This window comes from Helicobacter acinonychis (genome assembly GCF_900461455.1).
Classification (GTDB): Bacteria; Campylobacterota; Campylobacteria; order Campylobacterales; family Helicobacteraceae; genus Helicobacter; species Helicobacter acinonychis.
Genome location: NZ_UGIA01000001.1, coordinates 1 through 17059, shown reverse-complemented (window position 1 = coordinate 17059; position 17059 = coordinate 1). Strand labels below are relative to the sequence as shown.

Below are 17059 nucleotides of genomic sequence, written 5' to 3'. Positions count from 1 at the left end.
ATGAAAAAGATTAACAGAAAAGAATACGCATCTATGTATGGTCCTACCACAGGCGATAGAGTGAGATTGGGCGATACAGATTTAATCGCTGAAGTAGAACATGACTACACCATTTATGGCGAAGAGCTTAAATTTGGTGGCGGTAAAACTTTAAGAGAAGGCATGAGTCAATCTAACAACCCTAGCAAGGAAGAATTGGATTTGATCATCACTAACGCTTTGATCATTGACTACACCGGTATTTATAAAGCGGATATTGGCATTAAAGATGGCAAAATCGCTGGTATTGGTAAAGGCGGTAACAAAGACATGCAAGATGGCGTTAAAAACAATCTTAGCGTGGGTCCTGCTACTGAAGCGCTAGCCGGTGAAGGCTTGATCGTAACTGCTGGTGGGATTGACACACACATCCACTTCATTTCACCCCAACAAATCCCTACAGCTTTTGCAAGCGGTGTAACCACAATGATTGGTGGAGGAACTGGGCCTGCTGATGGCACTAACGCAACCACTATCACTCCAGGTAGAAGAAATTTAAAATGGATGCTTAGAGCGGCTGAAGAATATTCTATGAATTTAGGTTTCTTAGGTAAAGGTAACGCTTCTAATGACGCAAGCTTGACCGATCAAATTGAAGCCGGTGCGATTGGTTTTAAAATCCACGAAGATTGGGGTACCACTCCATCTGCAATCAACCATGCATTAGATATTGCGGATAAATACGATGTGCAAGTCGCTATCCACACAGACACTTTGAATGAAGCCGGTTGTGTAGAAGACACTATGGCAGCGATTGCTGGGCGCACTATGCACACTTTCCACACTGAAGGTGCTGGTGGCGGACACGCTCCTGATATTATTAAAGTAGCCGGTGAACACAACATTCTACCCGCTTCAACTAACCCTACTATCCCTTTCACCGTGAATACAGAAGCAGAGCATATGGACATGCTTATGGTATGCCACCACTTGGATAAAAGCATTAAAGAAGATGTTCAGTTCGCTGATTCAAGGATCCGCCCTCAAACCATTGCGGCTGAAGACACTTTGCATGACATGGGGATTTTCTCCATCACTAGTTCTGACTCTCAAGCAATGGGTCGTGTGGGCGAAGTTATCACTAGAACTTGGCAAACTGCTGACAAAAACAAAAAAGAATTTGGCCGCTTGAAAGAAGAAAAAGGCGACAATGACAACTTCAGGATCAAACGCTACTTGTCTAAATACACTATTAACCCAGCGATCGCTCATGGGATTAGCGAGTATGTGGGTTCTGTGGAAGTGGGCAAAGTCGCTGACTTGGTTTTATGGAGTCCAGCATTCTTTGGTGTAAAACCTAACATGATCATCAAAGGTGGGTTCATTGCGTTAAGTCAAATGGGTGATGCGAATGCTTCTATCCCTACCCCACAACCGGTTTATTACAGAGAAATGTTTGCCCACCATGGTAAAGCTAAATACGATGCAAATATCACTTTTGTGTCTCAAGCAGCTTATGACAAAGGCATTAAAGAAGAGTTAGGGCTTGAAAGACAAGTATTACCGGTTAAAAATTGCAGAAATATCACTAAAAAAGATATGCAATTCAATGACACTACCGCTCACATTGAAGTCAATCCTGAAACCTACCATGTGTTCGTGGATGGCAAAGAAGTGACTTCTAAACCGGCTAATAAAGTGACTTTGGCGCAACTCTTTAGCATTTTCTAGGATTTTTAATTTTCTAAAGATTTTTGGGAGCATCGCTCCTTAAAGTCTTAGTTTGAAAATCTTAATTTGGCTCTTTGACTTTTTGTTTTCAAAAAGTTAGGAGCTTATTTTTTTGTTTTATTTTTTGCCAATTTACTATTTTTTTTTATGATTAACTCAAGCAACAAAATGCTATTTATAAGGTGTGTTTGTTGTGAAATTTTTGTTTCGGAAGGATAAGGCAATGCTAGGACTTGTATTGTTATATGTTGCGATTGTTTTAATCAGCAATGGGATTTGCGGATTGGCCAAAGTCGATCCTAAAAGCACTGCGGTGATGAACTTTTTTGTGGGTGGGCTCTCCATTATTTGTAATGTGATCGCGATCGTTTATTCCGCGCTCAACCCCTCAGCCCCTATAGAAGGTGCAGAAGACATCGCTCAAGTATCACACCATTTGACCAATTTCTATGGACCAGCTACTGGATTATTGTTTGGTTTCACTTACTTGTATGCGGCTATCAACCACACTTTCAATTTAGATTGGAGGCCCTATTCTTGGTATAGCTTGTTCGTAGCGATCAACACGGTTCCTGCTGCGATTCTATCCCATTACAGCGACATGCTTGATGACCACAAAATGTTAGGCATCACTGAAGGCGATTGGTGGGCGATCATTTGGTTGTCTTGGGGTGTTTTGTGGCTTACTGCTTTCATTGAAAACATCTTGAAAATTCCTTTAGGGAAATTCACTCCATGGCTTGCCATCATTGAAGGTATTTTAACCGCTTGGATTCCTGCTTGGTTGCTCTTTATCCAACACTGGGTGTGAGATGATTATAGAGCGTTTAACAGGCAATTTAAGGGATTTAAACCCCTTAGATTTCAAGGTGGATTATGTGGATTTGGAATGGTTTGAAACGAGGAAAAAAATCGCTCGCTTTAAGACCAGGCAAGGTAAAGACATAGCCATACGCCTTAAAGACGCTCCCAAGCTTGGTCTCTCTCAAGGGGATATTTTATTTAAAGAAGAGAAGGAAATTATCGCCATCAATATCTTGGATTCTGAAGTGATTCACATTCAAGCTAAAAGCGTGGCGGAAGTAGCCAAAATATGCTATGAAATAGGAAACCGCCATGCAACTTTATACTATGGCGAGTCTCAATTTGAATTTAAAACACCATTTGAAAAACCCACACTAGCTTTATTAGAAAAGCTAGGGGTACAAAATCGTGTTTTAAGTTCAAAATTGGATTCGAAAGAACGCTTGACCGTGAGCATGCCCCATAACGAACCTAATTTTAAGGTCTCATTGGCAAGCGATTTTAAAGTGGTAATGAAATAAATAGGATAAGATAAAGGAAAAAGCGTGAAAAGCACTAAAAAAAATGCGAGCGTACCACAGAAAACCCCTACTCTAGAAGTAGATAGTAAGCATGTGGATAATGAATTTTTAATCTTGCAAGTCAATGATGCAGTGTTCCCTATTGGCTCTTACACGCATTCTTTTGGGTTAGAAACTTACATCCAGCAAAAAAAGGTTACCAATAAAGAAAGCGCTTTAGAATATTTAAAAGCCAATCTCTCTAGCCAGTTCCTTTACACTGAAATGCTGAGTTTGAAACTCACCTATGAAAGCGCTCTTCAAAACGATTTAAATAAGATCTTAGAAATTGAAGAGATCATCGCACTATCCACAAGCCCCATGGAATTAAGATTGGCTAATCAAAAACTAGGCAATCGCTTCATTAAAACCTTACAAGCCATGAATGAATTAGACATGGGTGCATTTTTTAATACTTACGCTCAAAAAACCAAAGATCCAATCCATGCCACTAGCTATGGCGTTTTTGTGGCGAGTTTGAATATTGAATTAAAAAAAGCCTTAAGGCATTATCTTTATGCACAAACTTCTAACATGGTGATCAACTGCGTTAAAAGCGTCCCTCTATCCCAAAATGATGGGCAAAAAATCTTATTGAGCTTGCAAAGCCCTTTTAACCGGCTCATAGAAAAAACCCTAGAATTAGACGAAAGCCATCTGTGTGTGGCAAGCATTCAAAACGACATTAAGGCGATGCAGCATGAGAGTTTATACTCGCGCCTATATATGTCTTAAATTTTAACCTCAACATTGAAAGGAAATTTTATGGTAAAAATTGGAGTTTGTGGTCCTGTAGGAAGCGGTAAAACCGCCTTGATTGAAGCCTTAACACGCCATATGTCAAAAGACTATGACATGGCGGTTATCACTAATGATATTTATACTAAAGAAGATGCAGAGTTTATGTGTAAAAATTCGGTGATGCCACGAGATAGGATTATTGGCGTAGAAACAGGGGGTTGTCCTCACACCGCCATTAGAGAAGACGCTTCCATGAATTTAGAAGCCGTAGAAGAAATGCATGACCGTTTCCCTAATTTGGAATTGCTTTTGATTGAAAGCGGAGGCGATAACCTTTCGGCGACTTTTAATCCGGAGTTAGCGGACTTTACGATTTTTGTGATTGATGTGGCTGAAGGCGATAAAATCCCAAGGAAAGGCGGTCCAGGAATCACGCGATCAGACTTGCTTGTCATCAATAAAATTGATTTAGCCCCCTATGTGGGAGCGGACTTGAAAGTCATGGAAAGAGATTCTAAAAAAATGCGCGGCGAAAAGCCCTTTATTTTTACGAATATCCGCTCTAAAGAAGGTTTGGATGATGTGATCGCTTGGATTAAGCGCAACGCTTTATTGGAAGATTGATGACTACTTACGCTCAAGATTCCAAGCTCAGGCTAAAAACCAAAATAGGAGCTGACGGACGGTGCGTGATTGAAGACAATTTCTTCACGCCCCCCTTTAAACTCATGGCACCCTTTTACCCTAAAGACGATTTAGCTGAAATCATGCTTTTAGCGGTAAGCCCTGGCTTAATGAAAGGCGATGCACAAGACATGCAATTAAACATCGGTCAAAATTGCAAGTTAAGGATCACTTCGCAATCCTTTGAGAAAATCCATAACACAGAAGATGGGTTTGCTAGTAGGGATATGCATATTGTTGTGGGAGAAAACGCCTTTTTAGACTTTGCACCTTTTCCCTTGATCCCCTTTGAAAATGCACATTTTAAGGGTAATACCACGATTTCTTTGTATTCTGGCTCCCAATTGCTTTATAGTGAAATCATTGTCGCAGGGCGAGTGGCTCGTAATGAATTGTTCCAATTCAACCGCTTGCACACTAAAATCTCTATTTTACAAGATAATAAACCTATCTATTACGACAACACGATTTTAGATCCAAAAACCACCGACATGACTAACATGTGCATGTTTGATGGCTATACGCATTATTTGAATCTGGTGCTTATCAATTGCCCTTTAGAGCTATTTGGTGCGCGAGAATTGATTGAAGAAGCTGAAGTGGATGGGGCAGTGAGTGAGATCGCTAGTTCTCATTTATGCCTAAAAGCTTTAGCTAAAGGCTCAGAACCCTTATTAGCTTTAAGAGAAAAAATCGCTCGTTTAGTCACGCAAAAGATTCAAAAAGACTAAAACCCTTTTAGTCTTTTTGATCCCCCTTTTTTTTTTCACTCTAACAAAATAAAAGGCCTAAACTCAGTAACGCTGTCTTTAGAAGCATTTATGAAGAGCGCGTTGCGTTTGTTTTTTAATGGTAAATCGTTTTCCATAGCGTTTAAGCTTTTGATAGCCCTTAAGTTTTCCTCATTGCACTCAAAAGCTAGGCATTGCTTGAAGTGGTCTTTCAACAAATCTTTTAAACTACCACCAGGATTGTAATTTGAAGAAATTTGTTTGAGATCATGCACAAAAATGACGCAATACTGCTCGTTGTCTGTGGCTTTTTCTTCCATTCTTTGTTTGCACTTTTGATGTTTTGGGCTAAAAGTCTCATTAAGGTTGCACGAGCTTCTATGTTATTGCTCACCACTAATAAATGCGATTGGTTATTTTCAAACCCAACTATAAAGTCCTTTTGTTCATAATCCACCCCTTTTCCTAGATGCAAGTGCATTACCTTATCCTCAAGCATGTTGGGTATTTTTAAAAGCAATTCGCCATTATAGATTTTATGCTCTATGGGGCAAGATTTCTTTTTCCAAATTCAGTATGAATTTTGTTAATAAAGGCTTTGAAATCATCAGGGGCTTTAGGGATACTCATCTTGGTGTGGTATTTTTATGCCCTCCATTGTTGTTAAAAGTGCCTTCTGATCCCACAAGCTCACAAGCCACACCATCGCCTAAAATACTATCGCTATCTTCTGCATCCATAGTCAAAGCGATGCAGTTAGCGATTTGAACCTTAAGGCTACTACTGATATTATCGCCGTGCATGGTTTGAGTGGCTGAGATTAAATGAATCCCATGGCTACGACCCTTTTTGAGCGAATTGGTTAAATGCCTCTCCACTGCACCTTTTTCTTTACTGGAGCTGTTAAAAAGATCCTGAAATTCATCAACCACTACGATAAATCTAGGCATTTCCTTATGCTTTCTGTAATCTTGTAAATCTTTCACCTCAAATTCTTTGAAACAATTGGCTCTTTCTTGCATTTCTTCACAAAGTCAACTTAAGAAACTCATGCCAAAACTTACCGAACTTTCCACGCTCACTAATCTCGCATGCTTTAAAATCGGATCTGCATACGCGTTAAATTCTACCCTCTCTTTAATAGTCTAATAAAAAGAGTTGGACTTCATCAAGCGCATAGTAGAAGGCTAAATTTTGAATCAACACATGCAAGAAATTGGATTTTCCGTTCCCGTTGCACCCACAAATAAGCGTGTGGTTTTGTTCATTACCAATTTCAAAGCGCACTTCTTTAATGCACTTCTTTATGGTTAATATCCCACCCCACCGGCACAACCATTTCATGCTGAGAGCTTTTAGTCCAAAATTCACTATCTCTTTGTAAGTCTTTCAACTCCCTTTTAATTTCTTTTTTTGCTTGCAATACGCTTTAATTACATCAGCGAAGTCTTGCATGTGTTAGGATTTAATGCTAGAATCACTCACTGCTTCTATGTCAAGGCATTTGAAACGAAAACCATTATCTTTAAAAGGCTCTGCATAGCGTTTCCATTCTTCTATGGACTTATTTTTTTCGCTCTCCAAATAAAGAAATTGAAAGCTTAAAACATTGAAAAAAGATATAATTACGAAAACCCTTTTTAGTGGGTTCAATTTAAAGATTTAAGGGTTGTGTGTGCAAGATAGTGTGATTATCCCTATTGTGGTGGCTTTTGATAACAATTATTGTATCCCAGCTGGTGTGAGCTTATATTCTATGCTAGCGAACGCTAAAACAGAGAGAGAGAGTAAAACTCTTTTATAAAATCCATTGTTTAGTGGATGGTTTAAGCGCTGAAAATATAGAAAAATTAAAAGAAACTCTCGCTCCTTTTAGCGCTTTTTCTAGCGTAGAGTTTTTGGAGATTTCTACTCATAACACGCCCAAAGAAAACCAAGAAATAAAAAAGAACCAAACCATTAAAAGCGATCATTATCAAAACATTGATCCAATAATAGCCAATAAGATTGAAGAGTTATTCACAAAACTCAGCAATTATTCTCAAAAACGCTTTTCTAAAATGATCATGTGCCGCTTGCTTTTGGCTTCCCTTTTCCCTCAATATGACAAGATGATCATGTTTGATGTGGATACTTTGTTTGTGGGCGATATTAGTGAGAGCTTTTTTATCCCCCTTGAAGCGCATTATTTTGGGGCTGTGAGAGAAAAAGATTTGATCGCTATGAATAGGAATTCGGCTAAGGATTTATACGAATTACGCCAAAGGCGAGCAAAATCTATCGGCGTCGCTAACGCTTTCCCTAATTTAGAAGAAGCTCAAATCCTTTTTGACAACTACTTTAATGCAGGGTTTTTAGCCTTAAACTTAAAATTATGGCGTAAAGAAAATCTTGAAAACCAATTGATTGGATTTTTCATTTTGAAAAATGAAAAACTTTTATTTAACGATCAAGATGCTTTGTGTTTTGTGTGCCGTGGCAGGATTTTAGAATTGCCTTACCCCTATAATGCCCACCCTAGCTTCCTTGACACCCCCTCATTCCCTAGCATTAAAGAAGTGTGCATGTTGCATTTTTGGGGCGATAAGCCTTGGAAAATCTTCAGCGTCTTTGGCGCGAAAAAATGGCATGAAGTTTTGATGCAAACGCCTTTTAAAGATAAATATTTTAACACTCCCTTTTTAGATCACCTCTTTAATCATATTCAAAACAAAAACAACAAACTCCGCACTTTCAACAAAGCCCTATCTTTTGTAGACAAACGGCGTTCTTTTGCATTCCTTTTGCCTAGACTTTCTTCTAGACTCCTTATAGAATTTTTGCTTTTTAAAATCAAACAAAAAGTGAAGCGGTTGGTTAAAAAAATGCTAAAAGCATTTTCTATGATCTAATCATAAAAGAGCTTGCTTAAAGCAAGCGGTAGCTTTAAAAAAGCGATCTTTAAAAATCAATGCGAGCAAGCATGCGTTTGCGTGGGTTGGATGTCCTTATTGTCGGCTAATTTTTCCTTTTCTACTTTGTCTAAAAACGTGCTTAAATCCTGCGCCATTTTTTCAAAAATCTTAGCGCTCACGCTAGTAGGGTGAGAGATCACAATCGGTTCGCCCCTATCCCCCCCTAAACGCACTTTAGGCTCTAAAGGGAGCTTGGCTAAAATCTGCGTATTATAAGCTTCTAGTAATTCTTTCATAGAATTTGATCCAAAAATCTCGCTCTCTTTCTTGCAATGCTCACACACAAAATTCCCCATATTTTCTACAATGCCTGCAATAGGAATGTGTAGTTTTTTAAACATATCCAAACTCCGTTTAGCGTCATCTAAACTCACGATTTGGGGCGTAGTAACGGTGATCCCTGCACTTAATGGCACGGCTTGGGCTAGAGTGAGTTGCGCATCGCCTGTTCCTGGGGGCATATCCACCACCAACACATCTAAATCCCCCCAAATAATATCGCTTATCATCTGCTCAATCGCTCGCATGAGCATAGGTCCTCTCCAAATGAGGCTTTGCCCTTCCTCATATAAAAGCCCCATGCTCATTACAGAAACGCCAAAAGCCTTTAAAGGAATGAGTTTTTTACCGCTGGGATCAGTGATCACATCAGCGTTTTGCAAGCCCATCATTCTAGGGATATTAGGCCCATACACATCAGCGTCCAATAACCCCACTTTTTGATTCAAATTCGCTAAAGCGATGCTTAAATTCACGCTAGTTGTACTTTTACCCACACCGCCCTTACCAGAGCTTACCATGACCACATGCTTGATATTTTTAGCCAAATTTTTGGTAGCGGACTTTGGGGCTTGCGGTTTGGGTGGGGTTTTAATATCTAAATTCAAAGCTTTCACGCCCATCTCTTGCATCGCTTTGGAGATATTTTCTCTTAAAATCGCGCTCGTTTCTTCAGAGCTTGAGGGGATTTCTATTAAAAGCCCTAATTGATTGTCATGCAAAGTGATGTTTTTAACAAAACCAAAGCTGACAATATCCTTTTCAAAATTAGGGTAGATAATCGTTTTTAACGCATTTAAGACATCTTCTTGTGTGAGCATTTTAATCCTTAGAATGATTTAAGGCTTCTTTATAGCATGTTTTGTTTAATTTTGCATTATAAATTGATGCATTGTCAAAAATTTGCCTTAAATGAGTTTGTGCTATATTAAGTAGCATGAAAAGAAAGGGGCAAGGCATGAAACTTTATAAGCGTGTTTTGAAATTGTGCAATTTTAGGAATTTGAGTAAAAATTCAGAATTGCTTTTAAATTCAGATTTTGAAAACAAGCATGGGGGGTTAGTGATTTTAGTGGGGGAAAATAATGTCGGCAAAAGCAATGTTTTAGAGGCTTTGAAGTTATTTGATGGTATGGATGTTAAACTTTGTAGTGAGGAAGATGATTTCAAACTCCTTGAAAATAAAGACACTATTTTAAGCTTGGAAGAAGAAACAAGCTTTAATAATAAAACCACAGATTTTTCTTGCGTGGATTTGAAAATCCAATTTAAAGAAATTAACGAAGAAGTAAAGGAATTATCAAAAATATTAATCATCTACCCTTTTAGTGTTTTTATAGGGGGTTTTATAAGTCTCATCATGTCTTATGGTACATTAGATTCGTTTTTAAAATTCTACAAAGAAAAATCAAAATTGAGCGAATTTGCAAAAGAAAAATCAAAATTGAGCGAATTTGCAACTAGACAAGCCAACAATCTGCTTTTCAAAGAATTAATTAAACATTTAAGTGGTAATAATCAATTGGTTAAAAATTTTTGTCAGTGTATAAGAGAAATTATAGAATACAACGCTCCTAATAGAGAATACAAACCCAATCAATTTTTTGTAATAGGGGAAGGCAAACAAAAACAATTAGTAAAAATTTATTCTTATTTAAAAGAACTTAGCGAAAGAGAAATTGAACCAAAAGATATGGGAACCATCTTAAAAAAGATAGAGAGTTTAGATAAATTTTTTAAAACTACTGACTCTAATGAAAAATTTGCACCAAAAATTGAAGTTTTACAAAATGTACAATCTCAAGAAAGATTATCAGAGTTGGTTAAGGATATTATTAAAGAGATAGATAAAAAATACCCTATCAATGAAAATTTTAAGAAACAATTTGAGCGGTTTGAATCAAATATCAATATACATGATAACATACATGATAAAAGAAAAAAGGATTTTGAGCGAAAAAAAGAGCTGTGGATCCAAGAAATTGAACACCACTGCAAAAATCAAAAAACGCTAGATCCTAATTTAAATTATGATGTTTTGCTGAATAATATCCAACAAATATGCAAAAAATATGTAGCAAGTCATGTTACTAATGATATATCTAAAGATATTAAATACATGATGTGTCAGTTTTATTTGAAACAGATAGACTTATTATTCAATTCAGAAATTAAGCGACACAGAGACAGGAATTTTTTTGAATCAGCAAGAAAATCTCTTTGGGAGACTATAAAAACTTTAGATGAAAAAAGCAACGCTCATTTGTTCCCTAAAAATATTGATGAAATCAAAAAAAAATTTGAAGCAAACAAGGAAAAATTCAAACAAAGTAAAAATTATTCTGAGTTCGCAGAGCATTGCCGAGAGTGTAACCCTTATACAGCGTTTCAACACTTACATTTCCCTTTAAGCGGTGGTTTATCTTATGAATTTGATAAACTCGTGCCAATCGTTAAAGAATATAAAGAGCTAAAAATCACAGATAATGACCTTGAGACTACATTATTGACTTGTATTGATTATTCTTCCCCTTCTGAATTTAACCAATCGGATTGGTTCTTTAGAAATTCATTGTTTAGGAAAATGGACTTTCACCCCAATACAATTTGGGATACTTTTGGGAGAATTTTAAATTATAAAAATTTTAATCAAAAAAACTTAAAATATGAGCAAGGGTTAGAAATAATGTTTGATAAAAATAATGATTTAGAAATTTATTCTATTTATAATAAATCGTTCAATATCCCTAAAAAATACTTGCAAGAAATAGACCAAGAATTACTAAAAGAAATTAAACAATCAAAATATCCTTTTCAAATTCAAATAAAAGGTGAGTGTGATAATGATATATGTCAACTTGAATTTTTTAATGATAAAAGCTCTCTTTTATTTAAGGTAAATTTTACAGAAATATTAGAAAATATTGCAGAAATTTTAGAATACAACTTGCAATTAAAAATGGATTCTTTAATCACAAAAGAATTTAACAGACTTTTAGCGATCGCTCAAGACGAGCGTCAAGATAGTTACCCATTAAAAATTCGTGTCGGACACAACAAGAAGCTTTTTAGAGAGAAATATACGGCATATGAAATGAAACTTGAAGTTTATGATTGCAGAAAATCCCACGAGCAAAATAAACCAATCATCTTAAGCCAGCAAAGCACCGGTTTTCAATGAGCGTTTAATTTCATGTTTGGTTTTCTCTATAATGTGGGATCAAGTTTTAGTTTTAACAATAATATTATTTATGTCATGGACGAACCAGCCACTCATTTAAGCGTGCCAGCCAAAAAAGAATTCAGGAAGTTTTTAAAAGAATACGCTCATCAAAATAATGTTACCCTTATCCTAGCCACCCATGACCCCTTTTAGTGGATACAGATCATTTAGATGAAATAAGGATTGTAGAAAAAGAAATAAAAGGCTCTGCGATTAAGAATAACTTTAATTATTCCCTAAATAATGCACGCAGAGACTCCGATGCCCTAGATAAAATCAAGCGCTCTTTAGGGGTGGGTCAGCATGTTTTTTGCGACCCTAAAAAACACCGAATCATCTTTGTGGAAGGCATCACGGATTATTGTTATTTGAGCGCTTTTAAATTGTATTTCAATAAGCGAGAATACAAAAAACGCCCCATTGATTTCACTTTCTTACCCATTTCAGGGCTTAAAAACGATTCAAACGAGATGAAAGAAACCATTCAAAAACTCCTTGAGCTAGATAATAGACCCATTGTTTTGATAGATGATGATAGAAAAGATGATGCTGACCAGCAAGCAACTAGCGAACAATTTAAAGAAGCTAATGAAAGAATGGGAAATTCTATCATAATCCTACAACTCTCACAATGCGATAAAAAATTCAAGCAAATTGAAGATTTGTTCAGTGAACACGATAAAAAAGAATACGCCCAAAGCAAGCGTATGGAATTAGCCATAGCTTTTAAAACAAGGCTTTTGCATAGCAAAAAAGATGCGATAGAAGGCGAAACAAAAGATAATTTTTCATGCTTATTTGAATGGATAAAAGAAAAAACGCAACGACTCAAACGATCAAAAAGGATAATAAAATTTGATTATAATACCCCACAAATATTACTAGCGAAAGGATTTTGATGTTTAAAAAAATGTGTTTGAGCTTGCTGGCTATAAGCGGTGTTTATTTGGGGGCGAAGGATTTGGATTTTAAGTTGGATTATCGCGCGACTGGGGGGAAATTGGTAGGGAAAATGACGGATTCTAGTCTTTTAAGCATCACTTCTATGAATGATGAACCGGTTGTGATTAAAAATCTCATTGTCAATAGAGGAAATTCATGCGAAGCGACTAAAAAAGTGGAGCCAAAATTGAGCAAGAAGTTTAAAAAAGAAAAGCTTTTTAACCATGAATTAAAATATTCGCAACAGATTTTTTATCGCCTGAATTGGCAAGCCTAATCAATTGCTAGAAATTAAAATCATCACGGACAAGGGCGAGTATTACCACAAATTTTCTCAATAAAGCCTATCAAGCGTTTTTAATGTAATGCAAAGCGATTTTGAGTGCATTGGTGGCTGCCCCCACTCTTAGTTGATCTGCCACACAAAAGCCGTGCAAAGTTTTCTTGTCAAACAAATCCTTTCTCAAGCGCCCTATAAAGGTGGTATCAGTGTTACTCGCTTTTAAAGGCGTGGGGTAAAGATTATGGCTAGGGTCATCGCAAACAACCACGCTAGGGGCATTTTTTAGCACTTCATAGACTTCTTTAAGATCAAATTCTTTTTCAAAAGTGATACTCAAACTCTCGCTATGACTCCTTAATACCGGCACGCGCACGCAAGTCGCGCTGATAGGGAAATCCACGCCCATGATCTTATGGGTTTCGTGCACCATTTTTAGCTCTTCTTTAGTGTAGCCATTCTCCTTAAAAGCATCAATATGAGCGATCGCATTAAAAGCAATTGGATAAGCGAAAGCCTCCGCTTGCAAGACTTGGTTTAGATCGATAGTGGGGTCTTTTTCTAAACATTCTAAAGCGGTTTTTAGCTCTCTTTTCAAGCTCTCTATCCCCTTATTCCCTGCCCCACTTACGGCTTGATAAGTGCTAACCACCACGCTTTTTATCTTAAAATGAAGGTGCAAGGGGTTTAAGATTTGCGTCATTTGAATGGTAGAGCAATTGGGGTTAGCGATGATATTTAAGGGAGCGTTAAAAATTTCTTTGGCGTTGATTTCAGGCACGACTAAAGGCACTTTTTTATCCAACCTAAAAAAACTCGTGTTATCGATCACTAAAGAAGTTTTTGAAGCACTTGTGGCAAACTCTTCGCTCACGCTCCCCCCAGCGCTAAAAAAGGCGATGTCTATCTTTTCTTTTCAAAAACCTCATGCATGGTTTCTAAAATTTCATAATCTTTATTGAACGCTTTGATCTTTTTACCGGCACTTCTAACGCTAGCGAGCGGGACAAACTTTTTAATAGGGAAAGAAGAATTTTCTAAACCCTTAATTAACTCTTGCCCTACCGCCCCACTAGCTCCAACAATGGCGATATTATAAGTCTTCATCGTTTTCTCCAATGATTTCAAGGGCTTTTAAAAAGCTCAAACAATTCAGTTGCATGCCTGAATGCATGTTTTTTAAGCTTAAAGTTTCGCTTTTAAATTCTTCTTCGCCAATGATGGCCACAAACTCATGCCCCTTATGGTTAGCATAAGAAAAGGGTTTTTTGATTTTTTGGGCTTCTGGATAGACTTCGCTAAAAATACCGCTTTGTCTTAAAGACTCCGCCAAGCGGTTTGCATAAGAAAAATATTCTTCATTCATGCAAGCGATTAGCACTTTAGCTTGTGTGGAACGCTCATCTAATAATTGCATTCCACTTAAAGCCACAATCAATCTATCAATCCCAATAGAAGCCCCACCCCTTGCAAATCTTCTTTAGAAAAATTTTAGTCAAATGATCATAACGACCCCCTGAACACACGCTCCCTAAAGACTTCATGTCATTAAGCGTGGTTTCATACACAATCCCTGTATAATACCCTAAGCCCCTAGCGATAGAAAAATCAATCTTATACAGGTTTTGAGAAATTTGTAAATCCCCTAGCAATTGGTATAGTTTTTCTAAATCCTGTATGCCCTTTTTTAGATTTTCATTACAGTCTTTCAAATAAGCAATTTTTTCAAAAAATTCCGCATGGCTTAAATCGTCTTGCTTGATTTGAACCATTTCTAAAAGCCCTTTAATGGTGTTTGGATTTAAATCGCACTCTTTTTTTAATTCTTCTTCAACCCCATTTAAGCCAATCTTTTCTAATTTATCCACAATGCGCAACACTCCAGTCACTTGAGAAATGCCAAAATATTCGCATATCCCATTCAAAATTTTCCTGTGATTGATAGAGACGCAAAAATCTTCTAAATCCAAAGCTTTTAAGGAAGCGATAACCACTTGGATGATCTCAGCATCGCACACCAAACTCTCGCTCCCTATAAAATCAAAATCGCATTGCGTGAATTCTCTATAACGCCCTTTTTGTGCCCTCTCACCCCTAAAGACATTGCCTATGGCGTAGCGTTTAAAGGGCATTCCTAACGTTTGATGGTACAAAGAGACAAAGCGCGCTAATGGCACGGTCAAATCAAACCTTAAAGCCACATCCCTACCCCCATGATCTTTAAAGCGATAAATCTCTTTTTGAATATCGCTACTCGCATCAGGTAATAGCGTTTCAGCGTATTCCAAATGAGGGGTTTCAATCGGCACAAAACCAAAACTTTGAAAAACAACTGAAACTTTAGAAAGCAACTGAGCCTTTTGTATCGCATCTTTAGCAAGCGGTCTTTAAACCCACTCAACACTTTAGGGGTAATCATTCCATTTCCTTGTATTTGTATGTTAAAATTTTAGCTTAAAATCTTTAAAAAAGGGGCTATTGATGAGCGTAAGTGCACCCAAACGCATGCGCATTTTATTGCGTTTGCCTAATTGGCTGGGCGATGGGGTTGATGGCAAGCTCGCTTTTTTACACCCTTAAAAACCACTACCCTAACGCGCATTTTATCTTAGTGGGTCCAAAAATCACTTGCGAACTTTTCAAAAAAGATGAGCAAATAGAAGCCGTTTTCATAGACGACACCAAAAAATCCTTTTTTAGGTTATCAGCCACCTACAAACTCGCTCAAAAAATAGGGCGGTTGCGATATGGCCATCGCTTTAAACAACCATTTTTATTCCGCTTTTTTGCTCTATGCGACAAAAACGCCTATTCGCATCGGTTTTGCCCAATTTTTTCGTTCTTTTTTTCCTTAGCCATGCAATAACTGTTGCCCCCAAAGAGTTCATCAAGTGGAAAAATATTGCTTTTTGTTTTCACAATTTTTAAAAAAAGAATTAGATAAAAAAAGCGTTTTACCCTTAAAACTAGCCTTTAACCTTCCCACTCACACCCCAAACACCCCTAAAAAAATCGGCTTCAACCCTAGTGCAAGCTATGGGAGCGCTAAAAGGTGGTTAGCTTCTTATTACGCTGAAGTCGCTGCTATTTTGTTAGAAAAAGGGTATGAAATTTATTTTTTGGGGCTAAAGAAGATGCTATCGTTTCTGAAGAAATTTTAAAGTCCATTAAAGGCTTGTTGAAAAACCCCTTATTATTTCATAACGCTTTATAATCTGTGTGGGAAAACCAGCATTGAAGAATTAATAGAGCGCATCGCTACTTTAGATTTATTCATCACTAATGATAGCGGTCCTATGCATGTGGCTACTGGCACACAAACCCCCTTAATCGCTCTTTTTGGCCCCACTAATGAAAAAGAGACTAGCCCTATAAAGCCCAAAAAGCCATTGTATTAAACCATCATTTAAGCTGTTCGCCTTGCAAAAAACGAGTCTGCCCCTTAAAGAATGGAAGAAACCATTTGTGCATGAAATCCATCACGCCCCTTGAAGTTATTCAAGCCGCCTCTACTCTTTTACAAGAAAGTTAAACGCCTTTTTTAGAAACACAACTATATCGAACAAAAATTAAAAAATCTGTATACGAAAAATTTAAAAAGTAGTAAAAATTGATAGAATTGATAAGTGGGTTTAAAGAAAGCGTTTTTTTAAACGCTCCCCTTAGATTTAAAGCCCTTAAGCTACTGATTTTTTGGGTTTTTTAGTGTCTTCTTTGCCTTTGTGAGCCACTAATTGAGAGCTTAACTCAGGTTTTTTAGTGTCTTCTTTGCCTTTGTGAGCCACTAATTGAGAGCTTAACTCAGGTTTTTTAGTGTCTTCTTTGCCTTTGTGAGCCACTAATTGAGAGCTTAACTCAGGTTTTTTAGTGTCTTCTTTGCCTTTGTGAGCCACTAATTGAGAGCTTAACTCAGGTTTTTAGTGTCTTCTTTGCCTTTGTGAGCCACTAATTGAGAGCTTAACCCAGGTTTTTTAGTGTCTTCTTTGCCTTTGTGAGCGTATGCAGAACTCACCGCTAAAACTGATAACAAAACGCCTGTCAAGATTTGCTTTTTCATACGAAAACTCCTTCTCATGTAAATTTAAAAAGCGAACGAATTATATTTTTCAAAAGTAAATGAATAGAAACCAATCAAATTTTTGACGAGTTTG

General features: G+C 37.2%; 9 protein-coding genes and 8 pseudogenes. 12 read left to right on the top strand and 5 right to left on the bottom strand.

Features of this window, described 5'->3' with window-relative positions:
• The 6 genes from ureB (at position 1) to DYI00_RS00055 (ending at position 5230) form a co-directional block, all read left to right on the top strand.
• On the top strand, positions 1-1710 hold the full coding sequence (ureB, locus tag DYI00_RS00080; RefSeq protein WP_011578336.1) for an urease subunit beta: 1710 nt from the start codon (positions 1-3) through the stop codon (positions 1708-1710).
• A gap of 223 nt (positions 1711-1933) precedes the next feature.
• Positions 1934-2521, top strand: a complete 588-nt coding sequence (locus DYI00_RS00075; protein WP_104687699.1) for an AmiS/UreI family transporter — start codon at positions 1934-1936, stop codon at positions 2519-2521.
• A 1-nt stretch (position 2522) separates the two neighbouring features.
• A complete protein-coding gene (gene ureE, locus DYI00_RS00070; protein WP_011578338.1) occupies positions 2523-3035 on the top strand; it encodes an urease accessory protein UreE in 513 nt (170 codons plus the stop codon).
• A 24-nt stretch (positions 3036-3059) separates the two neighbouring features.
• Positions 3060-3809, top strand: a complete 750-nt coding sequence (locus DYI00_RS00065) for an urease accessory protein UreF (protein ID WP_011578339.1) — start codon at positions 3060-3062, stop codon at positions 3807-3809.
• A gap of 30 nt (positions 3810-3839) precedes the next feature.
• Positions 3840-4439: an urease accessory protein UreG gene (gene ureG, locus DYI00_RS00060; RefSeq protein ID WP_104687700.1), complete on the top strand. Its 600-nt coding sequence runs from the start codon at positions 3840-3842 to the stop codon at positions 4437-4439.
• A complete protein-coding gene (locus tag DYI00_RS00055) occupies positions 4439-5230 on the top strand; it encodes an urease accessory protein UreD (RefSeq protein ID WP_104687701.1) in 792 nt (263 codons plus the stop codon). Before ureG ends, DYI00_RS00055 begins: the two co-directional genes overlap by 1 nt.
• A 35-nt stretch (positions 5231-5265) precedes the next feature.
• Here the strand turns inward: DYI00_RS00055 and DYI00_RS08190 are convergent.
• Positions 5266-6883 (bottom strand): annotated as a pseudogene (locus DYI00_RS08190) (FtsK/SpoIIIE domain-containing protein).
• 22 nt (positions 6884-6905) lie between these two features.
• On the opposite strand from DYI00_RS08190, the gene DYI00_RS08650 reads away from it, so the two are divergent.
• Positions 6906-7034 carry a glycosyltransferase family 8 protein gene (locus DYI00_RS08650; protein ID WP_324761479.1) on the top strand — a complete coding sequence of 43 codons (129 nt, stop codon included), beginning with the start codon at positions 6906-6908 and terminating at the stop codon, positions 7032-7034.
• Positions 7035-7047: 13 nt separating this feature from the next.
• Complete coding sequence (locus DYI00_RS00040; RefSeq protein ID WP_324761478.1) at positions 7048-8121, top strand: glycosyltransferase family 8 protein; 1074 nt, start codon at positions 7048-7050, stop codon at positions 8119-8121.
• Positions 8122-8177: 56 nt separating this feature from the next.
• On the opposite strand, the pseudogene DYI00_RS00035 reads toward DYI00_RS00040, so the two are convergent.
• Positions 8178-9418: pseudogene (locus tag DYI00_RS00035) on the bottom strand (Mrp/NBP35 family ATP-binding protein).
• A gap of 3 nt (positions 9419-9421) precedes the next feature.
• Here DYI00_RS00035 and DYI00_RS00030 point away from each other — a divergent pair.
• Together DYI00_RS00030 and DYI00_RS00025 are read left to right on the top strand one after the other, a co-directional pair.
• Positions 9422-12585, top strand: a pseudogene (locus DYI00_RS00030) (AAA family ATPase).
• A pseudogene (locus DYI00_RS00025) lies at positions 12585-12969 on the top strand (hypothetical protein). The pseudogenes DYI00_RS00030 and DYI00_RS00025 overlap by 1 nt, the downstream one beginning before the upstream one ends.
• Before the next feature lie 6 nt (positions 12970-12975).
• Here DYI00_RS00025 and asd read toward each other — a convergent pair.
• Positions 12976-14015, bottom strand: a pseudogene (asd, locus tag DYI00_RS00020) (aspartate-semialdehyde dehydrogenase).
• Positions 14002-15327 (bottom strand): annotated as a pseudogene (gene hisS / locus DYI00_RS00015) (histidine--tRNA ligase). Before hisS ends, asd begins: the two co-directional pseudogenes overlap by 14 nt.
• A 132-nt stretch (positions 15328-15459) precedes the next feature.
• Here hisS and DYI00_RS08185 point away from each other — a divergent pair.
• The gene (locus DYI00_RS08185; protein ID WP_256594193.1) at positions 15460-15774 is read left to right on the top strand and encodes a glycosyltransferase family protein; all 315 of its coding nucleotides are present in this window, start codon (positions 15460-15462) and stop codon (positions 15772-15774) included.
• A 25-nt stretch (positions 15775-15799) separates the two neighbouring features.
• A pseudogene (locus DYI00_RS08180) lies at positions 15800-16306 on the top strand (glycosyltransferase family 9 protein).
• Positions 16307-16585: 279 nt separating this feature from the next.
• Here the strand turns inward: DYI00_RS08180 and DYI00_RS00005 are convergent.
• Positions 16586-16965: pseudogene (locus DYI00_RS00005) on the bottom strand (flagellar protein).
• Positions 16966-17059 lie beyond the last annotated feature (94 nt).